The sequence below is a fragment of the Pseudomonas sp. P1.31 genome, assembly GCF_001269815.1.
Lineage (GTDB): Bacteria > Pseudomonadota > Gammaproteobacteria > Pseudomonadales > Pseudomonadaceae > Aquipseudomonas > Aquipseudomonas rustica.
This window is the reverse complement of record NZ_LHVN01000003.1, coordinates 48,082-69,032: the sequence shown is the minus strand read 5'-3', so window position 1 is coordinate 69,032 and position 20,951 is coordinate 48,082. Positions and strand designations below refer to the sequence as shown.

General features: G+C 55.8%; 21 protein-coding genes and 1 pseudogene. 7 read left to right on the top strand and 15 right to left on the bottom strand.

All coding sequences use genetic code 11. The features are described from left to right. Positions 1-272: 272 nt before the first annotated feature. Complete coding sequence (locus AD669_RS01100) at positions 273-791, bottom strand: hypothetical protein (RefSeq protein WP_053116567.1); 519 nt, start codon at positions 789-791, stop codon at positions 273-275. 900 nt (positions 792-1,691) lie between these two features. Between AD669_RS01100 and AD669_RS01095 the strand changes: the two genes are divergently transcribed. Continuing rightward, positions 1,692-2,837, top strand: coding sequence for a PIN domain-containing protein (locus AD669_RS01095; protein ID WP_053116566.1), 1,146 nt, complete (start codon positions 1,692-1,694; stop codon positions 2,835-2,837). Positions 2,838-3,030: 193 nt separating this feature from the next. Here AD669_RS01095 and AD669_RS01090 read toward each other — a convergent pair whose 3' ends face one another. Next, positions 3,031-3,534, bottom strand: coding sequence for a hypothetical protein (locus tag AD669_RS01090; protein WP_053116565.1), 504 nt, complete (start codon positions 3,532-3,534; stop codon positions 3,031-3,033). 104 nt (positions 3,535-3,638) lie between these two features. Between AD669_RS01090 and AD669_RS28680 the strand changes: the two are divergent. Together AD669_RS28680 and AD669_RS28675 are read left to right on the top strand one after the other, a co-directional pair. Further along, positions 3,639-3,764: pseudogene (locus tag AD669_RS28680) on the top strand (Abi family protein); the annotation flags it as partial. A 114-nt stretch (positions 3,765-3,878) separates the two neighbouring features. After that, positions 3,879-4,028 carry a hypothetical protein gene (locus AD669_RS28675; RefSeq protein WP_256218793.1) on the top strand — a complete coding sequence of 50 codons (150 nt, stop codon included), beginning with the start codon at positions 3,879-3,881 and terminating at the stop codon, positions 4,026-4,028. A gap of 10 nt (positions 4,029-4,038) precedes the next feature. On the opposite strand, the gene AD669_RS28670 is transcribed toward AD669_RS28675, so the two are convergent. Continuing rightward, a complete protein-coding gene (locus AD669_RS28670; RefSeq protein WP_256218792.1) occupies positions 4,039-4,224 on the bottom strand; it encodes a hypothetical protein in 186 nt (61 codons plus the stop codon). 471 nt (positions 4,225-4,695) lie between these two features. On the opposite strand from AD669_RS28670, the gene AD669_RS01075 reads away from it, so the two are divergent. Further along, on the top strand, positions 4,696-4,977 hold the full coding sequence (locus tag AD669_RS01075; RefSeq protein ID WP_053116564.1) for a DUF3077 domain-containing protein: 282 nt from the start codon (positions 4,696-4,698) through the stop codon (positions 4,975-4,977). A gap of 43 nt (positions 4,978-5,020) precedes the next feature. Here AD669_RS01075 and AD669_RS01070 read toward each other — a convergent pair whose 3' ends face one another. The 3 genes from AD669_RS01070 to AD669_RS01060 all read right to left on the bottom strand — a co-directional run bounded on the left by AD669_RS01070 (position 5,021) and on the right by AD669_RS01060 (position 6,924). Continuing rightward, positions 5,021-5,686, bottom strand: a complete 666-nt coding sequence (locus AD669_RS01070) for an RES family NAD+ phosphorylase (protein ID WP_082341374.1) — start codon at positions 5,684-5,686, stop codon at positions 5,021-5,023. 11 nt (positions 5,687-5,697) lie between these two features. Next, on the bottom strand, positions 5,698-6,105 hold the full coding sequence (locus AD669_RS01065) for an MbcA/ParS/Xre antitoxin family protein (RefSeq protein WP_053116562.1): 408 nt from the start codon (positions 6,103-6,105) through the stop codon (positions 5,698-5,700). Between the two features lie 255 nt (positions 6,106-6,360). Beyond that, a complete protein-coding gene (locus AD669_RS01060) occupies positions 6,361-6,924 on the bottom strand; it encodes a PBECR2 nuclease fold domain-containing protein (RefSeq protein WP_172680062.1) in 564 nt (187 codons plus the stop codon). Positions 6,925-7,373: 449 nt separating this feature from the next. On the opposite strand from AD669_RS01060, the gene AD669_RS01055 reads away from it, so the two are divergent. Beyond that, entirely contained in the window at positions 7,374-8,300 is a 927-nt protein-coding gene (locus AD669_RS01055; RefSeq protein WP_053116561.1) for a LysR family transcriptional regulator, read from the top strand. On the opposite strand, the gene AD669_RS01050 is transcribed toward AD669_RS01055, so the two are convergent. From AD669_RS01050 to AD669_RS01030, 5 genes are all read right to left on the bottom strand, one after another. Beyond that, entirely contained in the window at positions 8,217-8,534 is a 318-nt protein-coding gene (locus AD669_RS01050; protein WP_053116560.1) for an AzlD domain-containing protein, read from the bottom strand. The two genes, AD669_RS01055 and AD669_RS01050, sit on opposite strands and share 84 nt — an antisense overlap. Further along, on the bottom strand, positions 8,513-9,229 hold the full coding sequence (locus AD669_RS01045; RefSeq protein ID WP_053116559.1) for an AzlC family ABC transporter permease: 717 nt from the start codon (positions 9,227-9,229) through the stop codon (positions 8,513-8,515). The genes AD669_RS01050 and AD669_RS01045 overlap by 22 nt, the downstream gene beginning before the upstream one ends. Beyond that, positions 9,226-9,603 carry a GNAT family N-acetyltransferase gene (locus AD669_RS01040; RefSeq protein ID WP_053116558.1) on the bottom strand — a complete coding sequence of 126 codons (378 nt, stop codon included), beginning with the start codon at positions 9,601-9,603 and terminating at the stop codon, positions 9,226-9,228. Before AD669_RS01040 ends, AD669_RS01045 begins: the two co-directional genes overlap by 4 nt. 79 nt (positions 9,604-9,682) lie before the next feature. Further along, positions 9,683-10,429: a 2OG-Fe dioxygenase family protein gene (locus tag AD669_RS01035; protein WP_053116557.1), complete on the bottom strand. Its 747-nt coding sequence runs from the start codon at positions 10,427-10,429 to the stop codon at positions 9,683-9,685. A gap of 231 nt (positions 10,430-10,660) precedes the next feature. Continuing rightward, positions 10,661-11,947 (bottom strand): OprD family porin, encoded by a 1,287-nt coding sequence (locus AD669_RS01030; protein ID WP_053116556.1) that lies wholly within the window; start codon positions 11,945-11,947, stop codon positions 10,661-10,663. 508 nt (positions 11,948-12,455) lie between these two features. On the opposite strand from AD669_RS01030, the gene AD669_RS01020 reads away from it, so the two are divergent. Then, positions 12,456-14,552 carry a TonB-dependent siderophore receptor gene (locus tag AD669_RS01020; protein WP_053116554.1) on the top strand — a complete coding sequence of 699 codons (2,097 nt, stop codon included), beginning with the start codon at positions 12,456-12,458 and terminating at the stop codon, positions 14,550-14,552. A 154-nt stretch (positions 14,553-14,706) separates the two neighbouring features. Beyond that, positions 14,707-15,060 (top strand): hypothetical protein, encoded by a 354-nt coding sequence (locus AD669_RS28400; protein WP_156316121.1) that lies wholly within the window; start codon positions 14,707-14,709, stop codon positions 15,058-15,060. Positions 15,061-15,161: 101 nt separating this feature from the next. On the opposite strand, the gene AD669_RS01015 is transcribed toward AD669_RS28400, so the two are convergent. The 4 genes from AD669_RS01015 to AD669_RS01000 form a co-directional block, all read right to left on the bottom strand. Beyond that, positions 15,162-15,374 carry a hypothetical protein gene (locus tag AD669_RS01015; protein ID WP_053116553.1) on the bottom strand — a complete coding sequence of 71 codons (213 nt, stop codon included), beginning with the start codon at positions 15,372-15,374 and terminating at the stop codon, positions 15,162-15,164. 247 nt (positions 15,375-15,621) lie between these two features. Beyond that, on the bottom strand, positions 15,622-16,728 hold the full coding sequence (aguA, locus tag AD669_RS01010) for an agmatine deiminase (RefSeq protein ID WP_053116552.1): 1,107 nt from the start codon (positions 16,726-16,728) through the stop codon (positions 15,622-15,624). Between the two features lie 5 nt (positions 16,729-16,733). Then, entirely contained in the window at positions 16,734-17,612 is an 879-nt protein-coding gene (gene aguB, locus AD669_RS01005; RefSeq protein ID WP_034151905.1) for an N-carbamoylputrescine amidase, read from the bottom strand. A gap of 286 nt (positions 17,613-17,898) precedes the next feature. Further along, positions 17,899-20,811 carry an aminotransferase gene (locus tag AD669_RS01000; protein WP_053116551.1) on the bottom strand — a complete coding sequence of 971 codons (2,913 nt, stop codon included), beginning with the start codon at positions 20,809-20,811 and terminating at the stop codon, positions 17,899-17,901. Positions 20,812-20,951: the final 140 nt, after the last annotated feature.

The following is a 20,951-nucleotide window of genomic DNA, read 5'->3' as shown; positions in this document are numbered from 1 at the left end:
CCCCAACGGGAAGCGAATTCACCATCTAGGTCCGCGTTGCTCTATGGGGCAGTGTAGGTGATCCATAGTTCGAAGGCCATGACGCTACTCGGCAGCCCCAACATTGTCGGCGTTCGCGCCAGCACCACCCCGGATCAGGGTAGTGGTAGTGACCCGGGATAGCTATCTGAGCATTCCAGCGAATCGCTCCAACAGGTCCAGAGTCTGCAGCGCCCCTCGAAACTATGGGAGCGATGAGTAATCACCTCGTCGACTGACGGCCTTAAGCATATTCAACAGCTTAAGTTATGTACGCAGCGTCCCAGTACTTTGCCATCGTCTGCGATGGAGTAACCGCATTCATAATTGAGTATCTCGATATCGGCTTCCTGCTCACCGTCCACACCACCATAAATCGTATGTGATTGACGGCCAACCAACGGATCACCGCAGTGCGGGCATACCAAATCGCTTTCGCGGATCAGTTCAGACAGGGCTGATAGCTTATCCTGAATGTTTTGGAGTTCTTCCTCCTTAATGTCGATCTCGCTGCGATGCATTTCCCCGTCGGCTTTGAGACGGCCAATTTCATCCTGGGTGACTTTGATTCGATCATTGAGGATGGATACCAATGTGTCGGGCGTCTGAGCCTTTAGCGCCGCAATCTGCTCGTCCTTATTGATCAAACGTTCTTTGAGCACCTGGATCGCTGCCTCCTTTGCCTGCGCAAGGACGCTATAAACCGTAAAAAGGGCGATGATGAATGCAACGATTGAGGCCAGCTGGGTGAAAAAAATTACTTCGTTAGTCATGGCCGTATTCCTTGGCATCAGTGCTTTTGTCGAAGCTTACCTATGTCGGAAGGCTTTGACATGACCTTGCTGCAAACGCGGTATCTGGCGGGATTTACTCTTTGTATCTGGGGGCGGGGGCTAGGATGTTGCCGGCCACCGAGCACCCGAAGGCGCCCAGGCGAGTTTCTTCACTGTGATGCGGTTCGGTTCCCTGCCTCTTGCCGGATCGGCGTTTAGTAACCCGTGAGACTGGATATCGCACACCACTTTGTCGGCGGGTAGATAATCGCAGCCAATAATGGACACGGCTCTATCCTCGATGCACGGTTGACGCTGGCGCCGGCACGACTCTAGGCCAGCAGATGACCTGCAGATTTTACCAACGAAATATGAGCCATTACCCATAATTCGGGTAGTTTGACAAGTGGGCAAGCCGACCAAGTGCCGGTTCCGGGCGAACGAATCGTTCACCCCTGCTCCGATCTGCTGTCAGGGCGATGGTCGCTCCAGTAAATTCTTGACGAGCGTCCACGCCGTCACATTACTTTTCACTCTGGAGGCCGCACAGCAATGGGCTTCGGGCGATTTGAAAGGCATCAGTCGGCGAAATCCGTCAAGGAACTGTCAAGAATTGCCTGGCGCGCTAAGCATTCGTATGGCCAAGCATTTGACAGCCCAGCTGCCGTCCTCGCCCGCGGCTTTTAAGATAACTCCGTAAAAGTCTGGCGGCGATTCCAAATCTCGTGAAGATGCCGGGCCGACCGAGTGCGCCACGTTCGATATATACCCCGATCTCATCGTAATTTCGAAAGGCTACCTGCAATGCTTGACGAAACTGAAGGCACTTCGCCATTCTGCGAGCCATATCGTGCAAGAGATCTTGCGCTAAATCGAAGTGGACCAACAAGGAATGGTTGTATGCCAAAAGGCAATCCAACAGCAGCCCAGCTTTGGCAGGGTGATGTCTCTTTCTTTTCCCTCGATACGGACCTAATCCAAGCAGCCGGTTACAACTTTGAGGGCGGAGCGCTGAAGCAACTTCCTAAACAGTTGCCTGACACTATGAGCCTCCAGCTATCAGAGGTCGTTGCGCAGGAAATAGTCTCTCACCGTATGGCAGGTGTTACGAAAGCAGTCGACGGCTTTAAAAGCTCCTCCAACGAGTTAAAGAGACTGGCTTCTATCAGCATGGACGACATCGATCAGTGCTTCGAAAAGCTCACGGTCGGAGCCAATGCATGGGCGTACTTCTATCAACAGATCAAAGACTATGCCTCTACCTGCCAAGGTCAAATTCTGCCAATAGATGGTCATCTCTTGGCGCAACGTATTTTCGATCTTTATTTTGATACCTCTCCGCCATTCGGTACTCGTAAAGATAAGAAAACTGAGTTTCCAGATGCTACGTCTCTACTTCTACTCGAAGATTTTGCGAAAGACAAAAAAACAATGGGCATGATCGCATCTGGGGATGAAGGCTGGAGTAAGTTTGCCGACACCTCTGATTATTTGTACTGTGTCAGGTCAATTGATGAGCTAGCTGCTCTTTTCTCCGCAACAGACGCTTACGCAAAGGCTATCGAAAGTAAAGTTATCGAGTCTGTTCAAAGTGATGAGTCATCTCTTAGAGATAGCCTCCACGATGCGCTAGTTGAGCATGTAAGTGACTCGTCTTGGAGTGCGACCGACGTAGTAAGTCACACAGTTAGTAGAGTGGAAGCCGAAGTCTATGACACTAAATTCAAAGGCTATAAGATAGAATCTGCAGAGGTTTGGTCTATCAGCCCAGATAAGAAAACCTGGGTTATTGAACTCAACATTACTGCGGCAGTCGAGCTTTCAATTAGCGCAGAGTTTTTCGCATGGGATTCCATCGATCGGGAGGAGGTCTCTCTCGGAGCAGATGTTTTTCCCTCTGAAAGCACAATCGAGATTCAAGTGTATTTTACTTGCGGGGGAGTAGAGGAAGACTCCCAGCCGGAAGATTGGGATATAGAGATTGAGATCGCTAAGGGAGACTATGAATGCGACCCGATGGATGTTGAGCCGGACTTCTTCGATTGAGATCGAATCCGTCCAGAGCCTGTCCATAATCCGCCTGAGGTGTATCATGGGTACGAGGCGGCAAATCCCCACTCTTTGACGCCACGCACGCGGAATAAGCCTCAGACGGGTGACCTGCGTGGGCTTCGTCTCATGCATGTCTCAAATTCCGTCAAAGCGTGGTCAAAGTAAGCGGGTCGTCCACAGGAACCCACTAGTTCTCATCTTCCGCATCTTTCGGTTCTGCATTTTTGTCATCACCGTTTTTTTCCATTTTCTCTAATAACTTGTCGCATAGGTGGCGAAAAGACATTCGTTTTACTTTCCCTTCCTGTAGAAAAATGCAATGACCTAGCGAGTAAGCCCCGTCATTAGGGAATCCCGTAGTGTCTGCTGGGATGTTGCTCATCCCCATAAAGTTGCCGAGCACACCAACAATCACACCAAAGCAATTTTTTCCAGGAAGCATTAGCACGCAGGAGCAACCACTCAACTCTATGGCGGCTTTAAATAGTTGGTAATCAGATGGATCTGGAAGTGCTTCAGGGTCTTGAAAGCGGGTGTACAGTCTGACACTGGGATTAACGTCAGTAAGGCGCTTTGCGGTCACGATCATGCGGGCTTGGCTGTGCTGCACGCCATTTTTAAAAAACTCCTCGCAGGCGAAGTACCCCGCTGCCAGCGCTACCTTCGTCACGAAACGAATATCTGCATCCATATCGGAGTTTCAAATCGCGGACCTCGATTGTCCGGATTCCCTCACCCTTTGCTACATAGCGCTTTTGTTTTAAGTCATATAGTCGTAACCCGGTTTTTGAAAATATCGCTTGGATAGGCAAAAGCGCCGATAAAAAATCGATCGCGAGCAGATTCAATCTCCCCTTCGAAGTGCTGGCCTCCTGGCTCCACACTCTGACCTTCATTCGAAACTGCTGCGCCCACCACTCACGACTATGGAACCGAGAACTCTCGATTCGACCCTCCTTACCTAAAGAATGGGTCATCCAAAATGCGCCTGGCGACCGGCCTCAGCCCAAGCAGCGGCTATATATAGTGTTAACGATGCTGGCGTATCTGACCGATTTGATCAGCCCGGACAGCCAGTGGAAATTTCACCTGGCCGAAATGATGGACGAGAGGGAGCAAGGTTATTTGAAACTTATGGGATTTCCAGATGACTGGAAACGGCAACCGCAATGGTGTTTGGGGTGAGCAGCATATCTCAGTGCCCTGAACTGGCGGGCTCAATGGCAATAAGGCTTCCCAATCCAATATCGCTTGATCCTTCGACGCTTTGTTCTTCCGCCGCGGAGAGCGGCCTCTGCGATACGCGCGCGATCTCACCGGCCTTCATCTGACGTACAGCCTCCAGCAAGTCCTGCTGAAATTGATCCAGTTCATCGACCATCGCTGATCTCCTCGTTCTGTTGTTGAATAAAGGTCAAATGCAAGTCGCGACTGAGAAAACTTGGCGCAAAATCCTGAGAAATCTGCTGTAACGAGAAGGAAGGCAAGCCACTACTGGCCACGATTGCGCGCCTGCTGCTCCCCGAGCTACCGTCAAACCCGTCGCTGCCAATTCAGCGACCGGGCCTGATAACCCGCGTAAGATACAGGCGCACCAGCGCCCCAACTCACGTTTGCCGGCGCATTTTTTGTGTCTGCATTACCGTGCAATGGCGGCTGTGCGTGGGAGACCTTCGGGTCTGCCGGGTTCCTGTATCTCCGGTTTATCAGCCCGCGCATAGCTGCCACCCATTCGTCTGATAACGAATTGGCAGCTCTCATTTGGTACAGGGAGTTCACAAATGAAAGCCATTGATCCGTCAGTAACCCCGGTCACTTCACGCCGCCCTTCTCGAACTGAAGGTGAAGCGAAATGACCCATTCTCAAGATTTGAAAACACTCGGCCTCACCCACTTTTCATTTCAATCCAATCAAGCGATGTTCCGCACCAACCGTGGTGTGCCGGTAATCGCCGCCCTTTCCCATGCATCCCACTTGCTTCACATCTCACGTTTGCTCACTGCGGACACTTCAATCTCGCGAGACCCTGATCTTCACGCTTATGCCTCGCAATATCTGCAGGAGTTAAGCAAAGCGCTGATCGATGATGTAGTGAAAGTGATGGATGCGCCGTCGGACAAGCCATTGATGTAAACACCGGTGTATGGCCCTCGCTGATGCGAGGGCTTTTTGCGTTTCAGACCTGACTGATTTCAAGCACAAACGAAATCTTCTGCTGAGTCGCACTCCACACATAGCGCAAATGCTTACCCTGCTTCGGAATCGACACCGCAGGCGGCCGAAACGCGGCGACGCATTCATGGCCCGGCAGGCGAACGCTGTTGTAGAGCAGTCCCCATGACTCGGTTTCGCGCAGTTGCCGGGCGAAAACCTGAGACGGCCCATAAGCCTCAGGATCCGGATTGTGCAGCTCGGGATGATCGTGACGAATGTCGTGTAACGGTTTAACCACCCGATTGACGTAAGTGCGCATGGTCAACTCAAGATCCGCTTCCTGGGTCGCCGCCAGAAATCGCTTCTGGTGATAACAGGTCTCGGCGATGGCAGCCGCCTGACTGCTTGCGGCGTAGTAAACGCCGAAGGTGCCGTCGCAGAAACGGCTGCGTTTGCCGATATGAGTAAACGCAGCCATCACCGGAGTCGATCCGGGGCCGGAGAGTCGATCTTCGGGACGCACTCGGGCGAGAACGCCGGCCTGCTCTATCAATCGATCATTGGTCAGCGCCTCAATCGCGTAGGCAATTTCCAGGTCTTCGGGATCGAGCACATCTTCAAACAGTGCAATCGGCGGGAAGCTGCTGTTAACGATCCGGTAGGCTCGCGGCCACGGCACATCAACCAAATCGGGCGCCTTCAACCGCGCACCCCATCGAGGTAGCGGCGCACATCGGCGATATCGACCACGCGTCCGGCGAGCATGTAATCCAGCGCCGTTTGGCCATTGAACGGCGACGCCGTGTTTGGGCTGCTGACCCACGTGTAGGCGCGTTCGCGGCTGTTGCTGAAGATGATACTCAGCGCCTTGTGAATGCCCATCAGGTAGGAGATGCGCTCAAGGGTGTCGTTCGGCAGACGGATATTTGGCAGGTGTTTGTATTTGTAGAACGTGGTGTTGCCGACGCCGCCCAGCAATGTGCGTTGCTGCTCGGCGCTGCAGCCCCAGCACTCCATGAGGTTGAAGAAGAACTTCAGCGCGACGCGACCGGCTTCGGGGGCGTCGAGTTGTTCGCTTGGAGTGAGAGCTGGAGGTGAAGTAGGCATCAGATCGTTACCAACTCGTTATGTGATACATCAAGATTAGTACACATATGAACCAAACAAATAAAGCGCTTCATATGCGGACTCCTACTGCCTATTTTTCGTTTGACTTGCCAATACGCCTGACAGAGAATCGGCCCCAAGAGCGCGAAACCGACTGCCTTCAGGTGGCAATAGTCGGCGTTAGGAACCCCGTTGATAACCTGAATATCAGCGCTCGGGTGAGACCTCTTCTCCCCTGCTTGAGGGAGCACAATATCAAGCACCTACTTCAGAAAAAGCAGCCTCTTCAGGCTGCTTTTTTTGTTTGGCGGTTTGGAAACGCTGATACACCAGTATTCCATGGCGATGCTTATTCAACGCTTTCTTGTCGCAGTTCATGAAATTCCAGAGAGCGTGTCCATAGTCAGCGTGGATCACCACAAGCATCTGATATTTCGTGTCGTACGCACCGATGAACGCCAGTCGTATCGAACCGTCATCGTAGGAAATTTGCCAGATTTCCAAGGGATTCTGAATGGTATCCAATGCAAACTCGGTGAAGCGCTCTCGCGCATTGGGCCTTTTTTCGACGATATGTAGTAGGTATTCGCGTCTGACAGTGACCGCGACGTAAGGCGTTTGTATCACGGAGTAACTCTTGCCTTCCGACAACCCAAACCCCAACGCAACCTGCTCCCAAGCCAATTCCAAACTTGTCGCACCAGGAATTTCTCGAGCATTCGAATTCAATAACCTCACTTCGATATCGCGTATGTCCGGTAAGCCAAGGGCTATCCAATTGGTTTGATTGGGAGTAGCGCGCTTTCCTGGCAAATTCATTGGTACCCACCCAGTCGCGCCTTGGCTAGGCGGAAATATCCTTAACTGCAATGGATTCGGCCTTAACAAAATCCTCAAAGTAACAAGTCCATATTTCGCTGGTTTTTGGCGGTGGGGTAAATCAGCCACATCCTCATTTGCAATCGGACACTTCTGGTATATGGAAGGATTGCTGCCGAGCGAAGGTGGGAAAAATCGCCACAGCTCTTAGATTCCAAACGAAAAAAAGTGCCCGGATCTTTCGATCCGGGCACTTTTTTTGACCCCCATCACCCCCCTTCCCCCAAAAACCCCGATCCTGTGTCAGCCTCCAGCCATCGGCGGGGACATCAATTCGCTACTAAACCCGCGACAACTATGCTCAGGTACAGGAATATACCCAGCATATGGCCGCCGAACCGGCAGTCTCGTAAACAACAATACCCAGCCCACTTTAGAGGGCATTACCCATGGATAGCAGAACCTTACGCAATCTGATGCGCATCGTGCAGACCGGCTCTTTGTCGGCCGCAGCCGAGCATTCGTGCCTGACTGTGCAGGCGTTGGCCGCGCAGTTGAACAAGGTCGAAGAGCAGTTCGGTTTCCGCTTGTTTCGTCGTTCCAACAAAGGGCTGACGCTGACGCCGCAAGGCACCGAGCTGACGCCGTATATGGACAAAGTGCTGATTGCCACGCGACAGATGGAAGAAAAGGTCGAGGCGCTGAAGGTGCCGGGCCAGCGGACGTTGAAGGTTGCGTTGAACAACACGTTGTCGACTGACTTCAACCGGCGAATGATCGGGCGCCTGATTGAGGTGTTTCCCGATTATCAGATGGAATTCAGCTACGCCGAGTCGATGGAAAATCTCAGCAAGTTGAAGAACGAAGACTTTGACCTCGCGGTGCTGATCGGCCCGCAGCGTCCGGGTTTGCCGAGCATTGTCTTGCCCGAAGTGCAGGTGCAGGTGGTCGGCGCGCATTGCGGGCAGGAGAACGATCCGCTGACGTTGCTGGGCAACAAGTTTCAGGTACGTCCTGCAGAAGATTGTCCGTATTCCCACAGCTTTTTGCGTTTTCTCGACGCCGGGCTGGGCAATCACGAGAACGGTCAGCGCATGGTCTATTCGTGCAGCGAAACGCTGACGTTGTCGTTGATCACGCAGATGGACGCGGTCGGCATGGTCTCGCGTGAGGCTGCGCAGAAAAACGGCCTGACGATTTTCCCGGGGTTCGAGGACTTCCTCGAAGTGCGCCTGGCGGTGAACAACTCCGAGTTGTCGCGCCAGGCACTCAGCGATGTTGTCGATCTGCCGTTACATGAACGAGCCGAGCGCAATGTACGCAGCCGTCCCAACCGCCACACTGAGAAAGAGGTTTTTGCTGAAATACGCACATAACAACGTCGGAATCGCGGCATAGAATTCCGGGCGGTCGAGCTGTATGTGCTGATCCTTGATCAACAAGGGAGTCAGGCTGATCGCAGCCACGATCGCCACCGGCAGGTATTCCAGCGCCCGCGCGACAAATGGCGGCCAGTGCTCGGTGTTGATTTGCAGCGGCAAGGCGCGCGGCAGGAAGGTCACGGCCATCATCAGCACAACGACCAGAATCAGGAACGTTTGGTCAGGCATACACCCACTCCGCAGCCCACAAACGTGGCGATAAACACATTAAACGGCGAGCTGCCGACCAAGCTCAGGGCGCCCATGCAGATCACCGCAGCCGCAGCGGCGATCAGTTTGTTGCGCGTGTTGCACAGCGACACCAGCACGTAGAGCATCATCGCCGTCAGTGCGTAGTCGAGCTGATATTTGATCAGGTGCGCCGCGTACTGTGCGCAAACTGCGCCGAGCAATCCGCCGAGCACCCACGAGGTGTGGCAGAACAGGTTGAAGCCGATCAGATAGCGCACGTTGACTGGTGCGCCGGTGCCGAGTTTCACACTGTGGAAGGCGAAGGATTCATCGGTCAGGCCACCGGCGTAAGCCCAACGCTCCATGCGGCTCAAACCGAGCGCGCGCAGGGCTTTGGCCATATAGACCGACATCAACATGTGCCGCGCGTTGATCAGGAACGTGGTCAGCACAATGGTGGTCAGCGACGCGCCGCTGGAGATCAGCGCCAGCGCGGCGAATTGCGAAGCGCCGGCATAGACGAACAGGCACATCGCCACCGGCAGCCACATCGGCAACCCGGCGTTGACGGCCATCAGCCCGAACACAAACGACACCGTGAAGTAGCCGGCGACGACCGGGCTGGCTTCGGCAAATGTGCGCGATGGCTGATGGGTGACCATCAGCGGCGCACTGCCGGACCGTTCATTCATAGATCCCTCTCAAATGTCCGTTCGCCGTGGGGCTCGCAAAAACCCTGGGCAGTCCAAAAACGCTTGCCCGCGAGGTTAGCATCGTCGACGAACAGAAACATCCGCAACACGCCGACACGTTTCATGTCGGACGACGCCGCTTCAACCAGACGCTGACCGACACCCTGGCTGCGATAGCGCGGGCTGACGGCCAGATGATTGATCGTGCCGCGACTGCCGAGCATGCCGCCAAGCACCGCGCCGACGATTTCGCCGGCGACGTCGAAGGCGAGATACGACGTGGTGGTTTTCTGGATCAGCACGCCGCGCAGGCACTTGGCGTCCTGCCATTCGCAGAAAGACACTTCGTCGAACTGGCGGAAGAAGCGCTCCATGCGCTGCGCATCCTTGGCCGTGGCGCGTCGCAGCACCACAGGCGTCGAGCACTCGACGCCATCGATTGGGGTGATCTGATTAGCGAACAATGTCGAAAGCGGTCCCGGGCCGCGAGAAAGAAATCGCCAGAATCTGCCGATATGCCATGGCATGGGTGTGCGTGTTGCGCGCAGGCGTCACGTAGTGGCGCATGTCGCGGTCGAGGAAGTAAGTGGTGTCGAGAATTTCCTTGTAAGTGGTCGACGCCAGTTGATGCTCGTGGATGTCGTACAGACGACTCTCGGCACCCTCGACGTTGTTGCGGCCCCAGAAGTGCACACCGCTGAACGGGTAACCGTCGCAGTGAATCCCTTCCGGAGTAATTTCCAGTTGTTTGCCGGGTTTGATCTCGATACGGATCTGATGGATCTGGCACTGCCAGATTTCATCGTGCAGCTCTTCCGGCAGCACGCTTTTGTACACTTCAAAATCGGTGTCGATCAGGCTGCGCATCACTGGCGACGAAATCACTTCATCGGAGAAGTCCTGGAAGTGTCGTACCAGGCCGCCGACGTAAGCGTTGTTCTCTTTCGACTGCACGTACGCGCGATGCTCAAGTTGCGTCAGCTCGCGGGTTTTCGGGTTGTACTCGAAGTCACTGTAACGACGGTAACGCATGCCGGCTTCGGCCTGACCGTAGTAGCTGTCAGGCTCCATGTTTTCCCAACTTTTGGTCAGTCTGACGAAGTCGGCAAAATGACCGTAGAGATTGAAGTCACCACCCTGGACGTTGACAAATTTGTCGCGCCGTAGCGATTCGCCCACTTCTCTGTTCAAAACGATCATTACCCAATTCTCCACTGCGTTGAGCGGCCTAATCTATTAGGTGGAGAATTTGCGTCCATGAGAAAGAATTTCAGGCATTTAAAGCCCTGTTTGAAACGAAGTTTGCAGCGACTTAAAAACTACTTTTACATGACAAAAACATGGTTTTTTTCTGGTTTTCATCGAAAAACCGTCGAAAAAAAACCCCGAGCGAATCGGGGTTTTTTTCAAGTTTTTACACTTAAGCGATCATCAGAAGATGTTGATCGGGTAATCCACGAACACACGCAGCTCGTTGCCGCTGACGTTGTACTCGCTGGACTTCTGCGACACGCGCAGGATCGAGCTGCGCAGTTTCACGCTCAGGTCTTTGGCCGGGCCACTTTGCACGACGTACTTGAACTGGTTGAAGATCTCGCGCTCGGTGCCGCCTTCGCTGGTGGACGTAGTGATGTTGTCGCCACGTACGTAAGCAACGTTGTAGCTCAGACCCGGCACGCCGAAAGCGCTGAAGTCGAGGCCGTAGCCCAACTGCCAGCTGCGTTCGTCTTCAGCGTTGAAGTCAGACCAGTAGGAGTTGGCCAGGTAGATGGTGTTGCCACCGTCGCCGACACGACCCTGATCTTTCTGATAGCCGCCGTAGGCGTAGCCCAGGTTGCTGTCGCCAGTGGAACGCTGGTGCGCCACGGTGAACGAGTGTGGGCCGGTGACGAAAGTCGCGGCCAGGCTCCAGATCTTGTTGTCGTCGCCGGTTGCACCGCTTTCGCGGACGTAGGAATTGTCCAGCTTGGTGCGGTAGCCGTTGAAGTCCAAGGTCAGGGACTGATCCTTGTCGATCGGGAACACGTAGTTGGCGTTCACGTATTGCTTCTTCAGCACGTCTTCGACGTCGGAAGCGTACAGCGCAGCCTTGAACTGTTCGGTGAACTGGTAGCTACCGCCCAATACGTTGATCGATTTCAGACCACCGCTGTCACGGCCTTCAGCGCTCTTGCGCGATTCGGCGGTGAAACGACCGGCGTTCAGCTCCAGGCCTTTGATCTCTTTGGAAGTGATCAAAGTACCGGTGTAGCTTTCCGGCAGCAGACGCGAGTTGTCGTAGTTCAGCACCGGCAGGGCCGGCATCTGGTCACCGTACGTCAGGGTGGTGCTGGACAGACGGAATTTGACCGCTGCGCCGCCCTTGGACAGGTCGTCGGCCGGAGCGCCGCTGGCGCCCTTCTTGAAGAAGTCGATACCACCGGCGCCGCTGCGATCTTCGCTGCGTTCCAGGTTCAGTGCGTACAGACCGAAAGCGTCGACGCCGACACCGATGGTGCCTTGGGTGAAGCCGGACGAGAACGTACCGATGGCCGCTTGGCCCCATTCGGATTTGTCGTCGTTGCCGTCTTTGTAGTCACGATTGATGTAAGCGTTGCGCAGCAGCACTTTGAGGCTGCTGTCTTCTTGAAAACCCTTGGACTCGGCCTGGTCGTTAGCCATGGCCTGTGTGGCGCTCAACATCCCCAGAGCGATCAGGCTGATTCGCTTGTTCAACATTTTATTTTCCTTATTACGGGTTGAAACGCGCTGTGTCGAACGGCTGAAACGGCGCTTTTGCACTCTTTTTTCATCCCGAAACAAAAAGACCCGCCCACGACCAAGTCGTGGCGGGCCTTCTTATTATTTTGAGTCATGGCGGTTGGCCACAGGCGTTGGGCCGAATCGTAGCCGCGCCCGGAACAATGTGTCAATTTCAAGAATCGTCTTTAAATAGGCGAAATTCGTCTAAGAAACGTAAATTTTGTGATGGCCGGTTGCAAGGAATCGGTCACAACCAGTGATTTTGACGCAGCGCAGAGGAAGATTCTTCAGCGGTTTATCGCGTCCATGATTGCCCTCACGAGTTGGTTTATTTCGCTGAACGAGCGGGTTGTACGGGCTGAGACACAATCCGAAACAATCCGGCAGCGGAACTTCTCAGGAATAATTAACGAAAGTAAATAGCAAGCATTATCATCCGCGCCCTACATGCTTCAGCCTAAAAATCCTACGGATGTTTTCTTCAATGCCTGCCCCTTTTCGCCTGACGTCCTACAGCTTTGGCCTTTCTGCCCTGCTGTCTGCCGGTTTTTCCTACGCTGCTCCTACAACACTGCCTGAAACATCGATCAGCGCTGCCGAAGCCGAAGACGATGATCCGCGCGTAAAGGTCAGCAACACCGCGACTCGCACCTCGACGCCGGTGCGCTACGTGCCGCAGGCCATCGATTCAATCAAGACCGCCAATGTGGCGAACTACGGCACCAACGACATTGGCGATGCGTTGAGCGGTATTCCCAACGTCAGCAGCGGCGCCGACACGCGTTTCGACAGCCTGCGCATCCGGGGTTTCGATGCGAGCAACGACTTTTATCTGGACGGCATCCGCGACGACAGCCAGTACAAGCGCGACATGCACAACATCGAACGCGTCGAAGTGCTCAAGGGCCCGGCCGCTGTGTTGTATGGCCGTGGCAGCCAGGGCGGCATCGTCAACCGCGTGAGCAAAATGCCGGAATTCGGCCGCCGCTCGACGATTGAAGCCCAAGGCAGCAGCGAAGATTTGCGCAGTCTTTACGCCGACCTCAGCACCGATCCGAGCGAGAACATCAGCCTGCGCCTGAACATGGGCAACATGGATGAAAACAGCTTCCGCGATGGCGTCAGTGGCAATCGCCAGTTGTTCGCGCCGTCGATGAGCTGGCAACTGAGCCCGGATCTGAATTGGTTGGTGCAGTACGAATACAGCCGCTACAACCGTACGCCGGATCGCGGTATTCCGGGGGTTAATGGTCGGCCGGCCGATGTCGGGCGCGACACCACTTATGGCAACGATCACGACTTCATCGACGACAAAACCCAGTCGTTGCGCTCGAAGCTCACTTACGAAATCAACGAAAACTGGCAACTGCGCCAGACCCTCGGCGTGTTCAAACTCGACAGTGATTTCGACAACACCTACCTCACCGGTTATGTCCCGGCGACCAACAAGGTCACGCGTCAGCACTGGCAGCAGGATCTGACCACCCGCAACATTTACAACAACATTGAGCTGGAAGGCGGTTTCGACACCTTTGGTCTGGAGCATCGTCTGCTGACCGGGATCGAGATCGGCAGTCAACGCCGCGACCCGAAGCTGTACAACGCGGCGACCACGGGCCCCGGCAGCTCGCCAGTGCCAGCGCTGGATCGGTACAACCCCAATCGCGATTTGCGCCACACCGGGCGCATGCAGGTATCCAGCGACACTCACACCGAGGTCGAAAGCCGCGCCCTGTACGTGCAGGATCAATTGCGTCTGAACGATCAATGGCAGGTGCTCGCCGGTTTGCGTTACGACACCTTCGACATCGAGTCGACCAACCAGTTGAAAAACATCAGCGAAGACCGCGACAGCCACAGCACCAGCCCGCGCGTGGGCCTGGTCTGGACGCCGCTGCACAATCACTCGTTCTATGCCTCATGGACTAAAACTTTCTCACCAGTGGGCGGCGGTCTCATCGGTATCACCCCGGGTGCAGCGGGCAACTCCAATGACCTGAGCCCGGAGCTGACCAAGCAGAAAGAAATCGGCGTGAAGAGCGACTGGCTTGATGATCGCCTGAATACCACGCTGGCGATCTACGACCTTGAGCTCTACAACCGCCGCACCGCAGATCCAAACGATCCGACCGTGACCGTGCTCTCCGGTGTTCAACGTTCACGCGGGATTGAACTGACCGGCACCGGCAAAATTGCCGGTAACTGGTACGTGCGCGGCGGCGTCGGCGTGCAGGACGCGACAATCGAGAAGGACAACAATGGCCTGGAAGGCAAACGCATCAACAACGTCGCCAAGCACAACGGCAGCCTCTTCCTGACCTGGAAACCGGAGATGGGCTGGTATGGCGAAACGGGACTGACGCTGGTTGGTCAGCGCTATGCCGATAACCTCAATACAACTGTGCTGCCGGGTTATGGACGTTGGGATGCGCTGGTCGGTTATCGGATGAAAGATTGGGATTTGCGCGGGGCGCTGAACAATATTACTGATCGCGAGTATTACTCGTCGGCGACCAGTGCTGCGCAGATTCAGCCGGGGGCGCCGCGTAGTGTTGTTATGACGGGGACTTATTCGTTCTGATTTCAAACAGAAATCGGGATTTACAGTTCCAAGTTGCAGGTTGAAAGGACGTTACACCGTTCGTCGGGACTGTCAGATTTTACAGGTACCCAAACCACTCTTTCGGCCTTAAAAAGAATCAGGTTCTTTTAAGGTTTTTCTGAGGAGACATTCCATGTCGAGCAATGATGAGGGAGGGTGGTATTCGCCAAAGGACGGTGATTTCCTTTCGCTGCCCGCTTTAATCAGTGGCTACGTGGACACCACCTATACAGGGTCGTTGAGAGTTGGTATTTCACTTAGACGCAACGGAGTTGAGTATTACCGAGAAGTACCTCGTGTTGAAAAATGGAATTTCAGCTTTAGGACATCAAACTTACTACTGGGCCCTGGACACCTCCAAGCCTTTGTGTGGAATCCGGATGACAGCAAAAATTATTTCCCAGATATCGATTTTATTTACGTACTCACTCCACCTGAAGAAAATGAATTAGCAGATTCAACCGACTGCTACCGTGAGGTGCTGTAGACGAGGGGCTTTTTTCCATACTCCTCCCCGACGATCTTTCCAGCCCCCATAAAAAAGCGCCGCCATCCCGGCAGCGCTTTCACCCATCCCTGTTGTTCTTCTTATCCTTCCAGCACATCCCACAACGCTTCCAGTTCGTCCTCGCTGAACAGGTCAGCGGGGTAGCGCTCGATCATCATCCGGCGCGGATCAGGAACCCTGATCTGACGCGTTCCATTGGACTTCAACCAGTGCGCAACGCGGTGGAGCGATTCGCCGTTAACGGCCATGGGATGCAAAGTCCGCTCGCTGATTACGTTCACTTCGGCGTTCATTTCAGCGCTCTCTCCCCGTTCGTGAGCGGCTACGTTATCCAAGGTTTATGACAGAACGATTGACGTTCTTTTCCCCCTCCCTAGTGCCCACAGACGAATACAAGAGCTATGCCAATGTTTCGCATTTGTCGACAAGTGGATACAAAAAAGCCCGCCGTCCTTTCGGGCTGCGGGCCTCTGTTCATACTTAGCGAGCTAATCATTGCCCGGCTGATTTGGTAATCAACTCAAGCTGTTACGACTCAACTCACTCTTTGTGCGGCGCGGGTTGCTGTTGGGTAAGGCAGTGGATGTTGCCGCCGCCCAGTAACAGTTCGCGGCCCGGCACCATGACCACTTCGTGCTGCGGGAACAGGTTCTGCAGAATTTCCAAGGCGGGTGCGTCCATCGGGTCGTCGAAGCTCGGCGCGATGATGCCGCCGTTGACGATCAGAAAGTTCACGTAAGAACCGGCCAGACGCACCGACGGATTACGCTCCTGCGTGCCGTCGACCGGATCGACACCAGCGCACTCTTCTTCGGTCGCATACAGCGGCCCCGGGATCGGCATTTTGTGCACCGTGAACGGGCGACCCTTGGCGTCAGTGCTGCTTTGGAGGACTTTCATCGCTGCCTGGCAGCGCGGGTAGTTCGGATCCTGTGGATCATCAGTCCACGCCAGCAGCACTTCACCCGGACGCACGTAGCAGCAGAAGTTATCCACATGGCCGTCGGTTTCGTCGTTGAACAAACCGTCCGGCAGCCAGATGATTTTATCCACAGACAGATTGGCGCTGAGCACTGCTTCGATCTCTTCGCGGCCCAGGTGCGGGTTGCGATTGCGGTTCAGCAGGCATTCTTCGGTGGTGATCAGCGTGCCTTCGCCGTCGACGTGAATCGAACCGCCTTCGAGCACAAAACCTTCAGTGCGATAGCGTGGGCTGCGTTCGATCTCGAGGATCTTGCCGCCGACCTGCGAGTCGCGATTCCACGGCGAATACAGACCGCCATCGAAACCGCCCCAAGCGTTGAAGTCCCAGTTCACACCGCGCACTTCACCGCTGTTATTGATGACGAAGGTCGGGCCGCTGTCGCGTACCCAGGCGTCATCGCTGGACATCTCGACCACGCGGATATTCGGCACGTCGAGGCGGGCGCGGGCGTTTTCGTATTGGCCGGCGGAAACGGCAACAGTCACCGGTTCAAAACGCGCGATGGCTTTGGCCACCGCTGCGTGCGCGGCTTGCGCCGGTTTGCCACCCAGACGCCAGTTGTCCGGGCGCTCGGGCCAGATCATCCAGGTCTGCGTTTGCGGCGCCCACTCGGCCGGCATGTGAAAGCCGTCGGCGCGCGGGGTACTTTTCAATGTGGTCATCGGGATCAGGACTCCAGGGAACCGTCGAGGGTTTTCAACGCGCCGTACAGGTTCGGACGGCGGTCACGGAATGAACCCCACGCGCTGCGAATGTGTTCGAGCTCGTCGAGGTTGAAAGTGTGCACAAGAATACCTTCTTCGGTTTTATTCAGCTCCTGCACTTTTTCGCCGAACTGGTTGGCGATGAACGAAGAGCCGTAGAACGTGATGTCGTAGCCGTCCTGTTCTTCGTTACCGATGCGGTTGCTGGCGATCAGCGGCATCAAGTTAGCGCCGGCATGGCCCTGCTGCACACGCTGCCAGTGGTCGCGCGACGAGATGGTCTTGTCGTGCGGTTCGCTGCCGATCGCGGTCGGGTAGAACAAGATTTCCGCCCCCTGCAACGCCATGCTGCGCGCCGCTTCCGGGAACCACTGATCCCAGCAGATGCCCACGCCGATTTTCGCGTAACGGGTATTCCACACTTTGAAACCGGTGTCGCCCGGGTTGAAGTAATACTTCTCGTGATAGCCCGGGCCGTCCGGAATGTGGCTTTTACGATAAATCCCGAGGTTGCTGCCGTCGGCGTCGATGATCGCGATGCTATTGAAACGCGCGCGGCCGGCCAGCTCGTAGAAGCTGATCGGCAGCACCACTTGCAGCTCTTTGGCGATTTTCTGGAAATGTTTGATCGCGACGTTTTCTTCCACCGTCGTTGCCAGTTGCAGATAGTCCGGGTTTGGCTTCTGGCAGAAGTACGGCGCCTCGAACAGCTCCTGAATCAAGATGATCTGCGCGCCTTTGGCGGCGGCTTCGCGCACCAGCCTTTCAGCGATTTCGAGGTTGGCTTCCAGATCCCACGAACAGGCCATCTGAGTGGCGGCAACGGTAACGATACGGCTCATGAATCATCTCCGGGCAAGTGCTTTGACGGTCGACCATTCGACCGAAAAGAAAACGCGCGCACCGGACAGCGAGACGCCATGCCGGAGCAATGGCGACTTTATAGCCGATAAATATCGGCTTTAGAAGCTACTAAAATGCATTTCGTCTAATTCAACGCATTAAAGACCGATACAAATCGAATTAACAACGAAACCCTGTAGGAGCTGCCGAAGGCTGCGATCTTTTGATTTTGCTCTTAAAAATCAAGATCAAAAGATCGCAGCCTTCGGCAGCTCCTACATGGGATCAGAGGCCTTCGGTGAGGACTTGGTCGAGCATGTCGACGAAGAAGTCGACACTCTGGCGCGACGTCACCATCGGTGGTTTGATTTTGAGGATGTTCAGATCATCCCCGGTCGGCTGCATGAAAATCCCCAACTCACGCAGACGATTACACAGCAGCGCGGTCTCTTCGGTCGCCGCTTCCAGCGTCTCGCGGTTACGGATCAGCTCAAGCCCCAGATAGAACCCGGAACCGTGCACCGCGCCCACCAGCGGATGTTTATCGATCAACGCTTCGAGCCGCGCCTTGAAGTGGCCACCGACCACCTGCGCGTTCTCCCAGAGTTTTTCTTCTTCCATGACATCGAGCACCGCCATGCCGATCTGGCAACTGACCGGACTGCCGCCCGCCGACGAGAAGAAATAACCTTCGGCCTCCAGCGCCTCGGCAATCTCCCGGCGAGTAATCACCGCACCGAGTGGCTGGCCGTTGCCCATGCCTTTGGCCATGGTGATGATGTCCGGCACCACGCCCTGCTCTTCAACGCCCCAGAAAAATTTACCCATACGCCCATAACCGACCTGCACTTCGTCGGCGATGCACACCCCGCCCTGCGCGCGCACCAAGGCATAAACCTGTTTCAGATAACCCGGTGGCAGCGAGATGCCGCCGGCATTGCCGTACACCGGTTCGCAGATAAATCCGGCCAATTGGCGCTTCTGCTCGGCGAGTTTTTCCAGGTGATGCTCAACGCTGCGCACATAATCCGGTGCCGAATCGACGCCACGGAACTCACCGCGATACATGTTTGGCGCAGGCACCGGGTGCACCCAGTCCGGGCGGCTTTCCAGGGCTTTCGGGTTGTCGGCAATCGACGTCGACACCGCGTCGGCGCCGACTGTCCAGCCGTGATAAGCCTCCAGCACGCTGATCATGTCGCGACCGCCGCTGTAGGCCCATGCCAGACGGATCGCCAGGTCATTGGCCTCACTGCCGCTGTTGACCAGGAATACCCGATCCATGCCTTCCGGTGCCAGCTTCAGCAAGCGCTCGGAAAACTCGGCGACTGCCGCATAGTTGAAACGCGAGTTGGTATTGAGCAGCGACCACTGACGCGCCGCGACGGCGGCCATGCGCGGATGGCCGTGGCCGAGTACCGCGACGTTGTTGAGCATGTCCAGATAGGAGCGGCCCTGCATGTCGATCAGGTGATTGCGCCAGCCTCGTTCGATGCGCGGCGGGTCGACGTAATAGTGTTTTTGCGTGCGGGCGAAACTGGCGTCACGGCGTTCAAGCAGGGTTTTGCCATCCAGCTCCGGCTCGGCATCGCAGGCCAGCCCCAGCAGCGCGGCTGGCGACGGACACAATGCCTGCCAGGCCGCCGCGTGGATTGGCGTGCAGAACAGCGGCGCTTCCAACTGCGCGCCACGGCAAAGCTGAACCAATAACGGGCCGCTGACCGAGCCCAGCACCTGACCTTTGACCAGTGCCGCGCCGCTGTGCAGCGAAGGCGTCACGCCCCACAGACGTACGCTGAGTTGCGGGCCATCGAGGCGCAACGCGCCGTCCGCCGCTTGATGCAGCACGCCGGCAAATGGCGCTTCGACGGCAGTGCCGTTGGGCACGCGCAATTCGACGTGCAGCGGGAAGGTGTCTGGTTCGTCCGCACTGTCAGGGCGCGTGCGCGACAAACGGTACTGACCATAACGGCTCGCCGCCAAACCATGCGCCGCAGCGGCTTCGGTCAGCAGGCGCTGATCGATACCTTCCTGCTCCCAGTTGCCCGCCTCGAAATGCGCGCTCAAGACGCCAAGATCGATCAAGGCAAATTCGCGCCCGACCAGACTCGGCAGCAACGGGGCAAAACCTTCGCTGTTGATCGCCGGCAGGGAATGACCGACCGCCGTCAGAATCGCCGCCTCCATCAGCGCCAGCGGCACCGAGGTCGCCACGCGGAAAATTTCCCACTCGTGGGTGAGGTTGTCGCGGCTATACGTATTGGCCGGATCAATACTGACCTGCTGCTCGCCACTCAATACCAGCACCGCCGCCCGCGCGACGATCAACGGCCACAGCGCCTGCAACTCTTCGTGTTGCAACGGATTGACCGCGTGATAGGCCTGCACCGCCGGCAGAATCACAAACGGATCGCCGCCGGCGTGATGCAGCAATGCAGCGCAGGTCACCGACAAATCGGTAATACGCCATGTGCGCACCAGATCGCCAAAATCGATGACGCCCTGCAATTGCCAATGGCGCTGCGCATCGCGCTGCCACACCGCGTTGTCATCGGTGATGTCCATGTGAATCGCCTGCACCGGCAACTTCTCGAGCAACGGCTGCAAGCGGCGCTCAGCCTGTTCGGCTGCGTCGGCGATCAATTCGCGCTGACGCTGATCCTTGATCACCGGCAGCAAATGGCTGATCAACGCGCTGGCGTGGCGCGCATCCCACTGCAACGTGCGCTCAAGGCCCGGATGATCAAAGCCTGCGAGCGCCAGATCCATCTCACCGCAAAGCCGACCAAACCCGGCCACGACTTCTGTGCCCAAATGGTCGAGATCGGTCAGCGGCTGGCCTTCGATGTAATCGAGCAAGCGCACGTGCACCGATTCGCCAGCGGATTCCAAGGTCAACAAATCCTGACCATTGTTGGCGACGATAACGCTGGGCACCCTGACTGCGGAATGTTCGGCGAGGTACTTGAGGCCGGCGTGCTGGGCTTGCAGCTCCACCAGCGAATAGTCGCCACGGCATATTTTCAGCACAAACCGGCCGCGCTCACTGTCGACCCGGAAGTTGAGATCCTGCTGGCTGCCCAAGGCTTTTAACCGGCCACTGATCCCGTAATGTTCCGCGAGCCATTGCAGGGCTTGCGCCTCAGAAACCTGAGGGCTAGGCAAACTGGCGCGGTGAAACAACGTGGCAAGTGGCATGCAAACAACCCCTGAAATTTTATTAGGCGCCTATATCGCCATTGCTGCAGAGGATGCGCAACCCCCACCCGCTGTTACAGTGACGCTTGGTAATTTTTATTCCTGCATTCACCGCATCGTCCAAGGACGCTGACGTCTTC

Bases quoted from the DNA above. Each gene is read 5' to 3' on its own strand.
- AD669_RS01100 (WP_053116567.1), bottom strand. From the start codon at position 791: ATGACTAACGAAGTAATTTTTTTCACCCAGCTGGCCTCAATCGTTGCA.
- AD669_RS01095 (WP_053116566.1), top strand. From the start codon at position 1,692: ATGCCAAAAGGCAATCCAACAGCAGCCCAGCTTTGGCAGGGTGATGTC.
- AD669_RS01090 (WP_053116565.1), bottom strand. From the start codon at position 3,534: ATGGATGCAGATATTCGTTTCGTGACGAAGGTAGCGCTGGCAGCGGGG.
- AD669_RS28675 (WP_256218793.1), top strand. From the start codon at position 3,879: ATGCTGGCGTATCTGACCGATTTGATCAGCCCGGACAGCCAGTGGAAA.
- AD669_RS28670 (WP_256218792.1), bottom strand. From the start codon at position 4,224: ATGGTCGATGAACTGGATCAATTTCAGCAGGACTTGCTGGAGGCTGTA.
- AD669_RS01075 (WP_053116564.1), top strand. From the start codon at position 4,696: ATGACCCATTCTCAAGATTTGAAAACACTCGGCCTCACCCACTTTTCA.
- AD669_RS01065 (WP_053116562.1), bottom strand. From the start codon at position 6,105: ATGCCTACTTCACCTCCAGCTCTCACTCCAAGCGAACAACTCGACGCC.
- AD669_RS01060 (WP_172680062.1), bottom strand. From the start codon at position 6,924: ATGAATTTGCCAGGAAAGCGCGCTACTCCCAATCAAACCAATTGGATA.
- AD669_RS01055 (WP_053116561.1), top strand. From the start codon at position 7,374: ATGGATAGCAGAACCTTACGCAATCTGATGCGCATCGTGCAGACCGGC.
- AD669_RS01050 (WP_053116560.1), bottom strand. From the start codon at position 8,534: ATGCCTGACCAAACGTTCCTGATTCTGGTCGTTGTGCTGATGATGGCC.
- AD669_RS01045 (WP_053116559.1), bottom strand. From the start codon at position 9,229: ATGAATGAACGGTCCGGCAGTGCGCCGCTGATGGTCACCCATCAGCCA.
- AD669_RS01040 (WP_053116558.1), bottom strand. From the start codon at position 9,603: ATGGAGCGCTTCTTCCGCCAGTTCGACGAAGTGTCTTTCTGCGAATGG.
- AD669_RS01035 (WP_053116557.1), bottom strand. From the start codon at position 10,429: ATGATCGTTTTGAACAGAGAAGTGGGCGAATCGCTACGGCGCGACAAA.
- AD669_RS01030 (WP_053116556.1), bottom strand. From the start codon at position 11,947: ATGTTGAACAAGCGAATCAGCCTGATCGCTCTGGGGATGTTGAGCGCC.
- AD669_RS01020 (WP_053116554.1), top strand. From the start codon at position 12,456: ATGCCTGCCCCTTTTCGCCTGACGTCCTACAGCTTTGGCCTTTCTGCC.
- AD669_RS28400 (WP_156316121.1), top strand. From the start codon at position 14,707: ATGTCGAGCAATGATGAGGGAGGGTGGTATTCGCCAAAGGACGGTGAT.
- AD669_RS01015 (WP_053116553.1), bottom strand. From the start codon at position 15,374: ATGAACGCCGAAGTGAACGTAATCAGCGAGCGGACTTTGCATCCCATG.
- aguA (WP_053116552.1), bottom strand. From the start codon at position 16,728: ATGACCACATTGAAAAGTACCCCGCGCGCCGACGGCTTTCACATGCCG.
- aguB (WP_034151905.1), bottom strand. From the start codon at position 17,612: ATGAGCCGTATCGTTACCGTTGCCGCCACTCAGATGGCCTGTTCGTGG.
- AD669_RS01000 (WP_053116551.1), bottom strand. From the start codon at position 20,811: ATGCCACTTGCCACGTTGTTTCACCGCGCCAGTTTGCCTAGCCCTCAG.